This is a genomic window from uncultured Campylobacter sp. (assembly GCF_937949835.1).
Lineage (GTDB): Bacteria > Campylobacterota > Campylobacteria > Campylobacterales > Campylobacteraceae > Campylobacter_B.
The window spans coordinates 1-2,407 of record NZ_CALEDC010000343.1 but is presented as its reverse complement, the minus strand read 5'-3'; the positions used below and the strand labels follow the sequence as shown (position 1 = coordinate 2,407).

Annotated in this window: 4 protein-coding genes; all 4 read right to left on the bottom strand. The window is 43.2% G+C overall.

Annotated features, from left to right (window positions below; all coding sequences use genetic code 11):
• Nucleotides 1-34 precede the first annotated feature (34 nt).
• A complete protein-coding gene (gene yidC, locus Q0256_RS07845) occupies nt 35-1,678 on the bottom strand; it encodes a membrane protein insertase YidC (protein WP_297961965.1) in 1,644 nt (547 codons plus the stop codon).
• On the bottom strand, nt 1,668-2,015 hold the full coding sequence (gene yidD / locus Q0256_RS07840; protein ID WP_297949690.1) for a membrane protein insertion efficiency factor YidD: 348 nt from the start codon (nt 2,013-2,015) through the stop codon (nt 1,668-1,670). The genes yidC and yidD overlap by 11 nt, the downstream gene beginning before the upstream one ends.
• Nucleotides 2,012-2,320: a ribonuclease P protein component gene (gene rnpA, locus Q0256_RS07835; RefSeq protein WP_297961970.1), complete on the bottom strand. Its 309-nt coding sequence runs from the start codon at nt 2,318-2,320 to the stop codon at nt 2,012-2,014. The genes yidD and rnpA overlap by 4 nt, the downstream gene beginning before the upstream one ends.
• A gap of 14 nt (nt 2,321-2,334) precedes the next feature.
• Nucleotides 2,335-2,407: 50S ribosomal protein L34 (locus tag Q0256_RS07830; RefSeq protein ID WP_297961967.1), on the bottom strand; the 73-nt coding region annotated here is incomplete at its 5' end.

Genomic DNA, 2,407 nt, shown 5'->3' with positions numbered 1-2,407 from the left:
TTATATGCGTCTTTTAAATTTTCTGCTTCAATTATCATGATTTTTTCTCCGCTATTTGAGCTTGTTTATGCCTAGCAAAGGCTTTATTAATGACGTATTGCTGGATAATGGAGCAGAAATTATTTACCGTCCAGTATAGCGTAAGACCAGCAGGGAACATCACAAAAAATACCGTAAAAATGAGCGGCAAGAATTTCATCATCTTCTCTTGCATCGGATCGGTAAATGTAGTCGGCGTAATCTTTTGCTGCAAAAACATCAAAATTCCCATCGTAATCGGCAGGATGTAATATGGATCTTTAAGCGACAGATCGTGGATCCACAGCGCCCACTCCGCGCCCTTTAGCTCGATCGCATTAAGCAGCACGCGGTAGATCGCGAAAAATACCGGTATCTGAAGTAAAATCGGCAAGCAGCCGCCCATCGGATTGGCGCCGTTTTTCTTATACAGATCCATCATATGCATCTGCAGCTTTTGCTTATCATCCTTGTATTTTTCTTGAAGCTCTTTCATCTTGGGCGCTAGATCTTTTAGCTTATTCATAGATAGCATTCCCTTGTAACTTAGCGGGAATAAGATTAGGCGGATGATGAGCGTAAGCACGACGATCGACCAGCCCCAGTTACCGATATAGCCGTGCAACCAGTTTAGAAATTTAAACATCGGGCGGGCGATGAAGGTAAACCAGCCATATTCGATAATGTGCGTAAGAGCAGGATTTATCGAGCTTAGCGTCGCGTGATCTTTCGCGCCGATATAGCCCGTAAGACTAAGATCACCGTCTGAGCCTATGAAAACCTGCGAAATTTTATCTGCGTCAGTCACGGTCACATTCAAGCTCTCTCCGTAAAATAGCGTCGTATAATAACGATCCGAGCTTGCAGCGATATTTGCGCCACTTATTCGCTCGTTTTTATCCACATCGCCATCTTTAAAAATTTCTACGCTTTCGCTTATAGCTTGCGAGCCCGTAAAAAATGAAGCGATTTTATCTGAAATTCCAGCTTCGCCCGGTTTTCCAACGATGACGCCGTGAACCGTATAGCTATCTACTTCTACGTTCGGACGCGAGCCAGGGCTGATGAAATAACGCGCATTTCCGCTTAACTTCAGATCCAATTTATAACTACCATTTGGATAAAAGGTAAGAATTTTATTTATGCTAACGGCGCCTAAACTTTGACTTAACGTAACGCTAGCCTCTCCATTTCGTGCGTCAAGCTCATTAGATGAAGCGCTGTAAGGAGTATCGAAAGCCATCGCATTCAACGCCGCGTCCTCAAAGCGCATCTCAAGCGGTTTAGAATGTGATTTAGGATCAATTAAATTTATCGCATCGCCGTTTTCATCACGGAATTTAGCATCATTTAGCACATACGAGCTTATGCGACCGAGCCCGTCGATCGTAAAATTTGCTTCTTTTCCGACTACGCGTACTAACGGTGCAGAGATGGAATTTGCGGTATTTAAATTTGCTCCCTGCGCGCTCACGCCAGCGGCGGAAGTTTGCGGAGCGGACTTGGCGGCATTTTTTTGCGCGATTTGCGCCGCGGTTGCATTTGCCTCCATAGCAGCGCGAATTTTTGATAAATAAAAATGATCGTAAGCTACAAAAAATATGAGCGCAGTTGCTATCGCGATAGCAAGGCGCTTTGATTGAGGAAGTTTATCTAGCACTATTTTCTCCTAGTCGTATGACGTAATATCTATTTTTTTTATATGGTATAAACCAAAGCTTAAATTTGTCCGCAGAGGCATTGCTGCTGCGGATTTTAGAAAATACGCAAAATTTAAAATTTCGCGCGATTATCGGATAATCTATGCCACCGCTAAAGAGCGGATTGCATCTTAAAATTCTAGCCGTTACAGCGCAGAGCGCGCCAAAGACGCCGTTAAACTTAAACTCATAAAGCGCGTATTCCGAACAGCTCGGATAATAACGGCAACAGCGCGGTAGCAAAGGCGAAATAAATTTTCGATAAAACCCGATTGCGGCTATAAAAAATCTCTTCATTTTACTGCGCCGATCTTTTTAAACGCCCATTTTAAATTTCGCTCAATGTCTTCAAAGCTCATATCTATAATCCGCTTTTTTGCGATTAATATAAAAATTCCGCTAACAATGGCGTCTTTTTGATTATAAAACGCTGCGCGCAGGCGTCTTTTAGCGTAATTTCGCGTAACTGAATTGCCTATTTTTTTACTGGCGACTGCGCTAAATTTACGCTGCTCGCTAGCCAAAAAATACACAACAGCGCATTCGCAATGCCACTTTGCCGCACTTTTATAAACCTCCGAAAAAACCTTGCTATCGCTTATCGCAGCGAATTCGCCTACGCAGCCAATCTTCTTCTGCCTTTAGCGCGTCTTGCACTTAAAACTCTGCGGCCGTTTTTTGTTTTCATG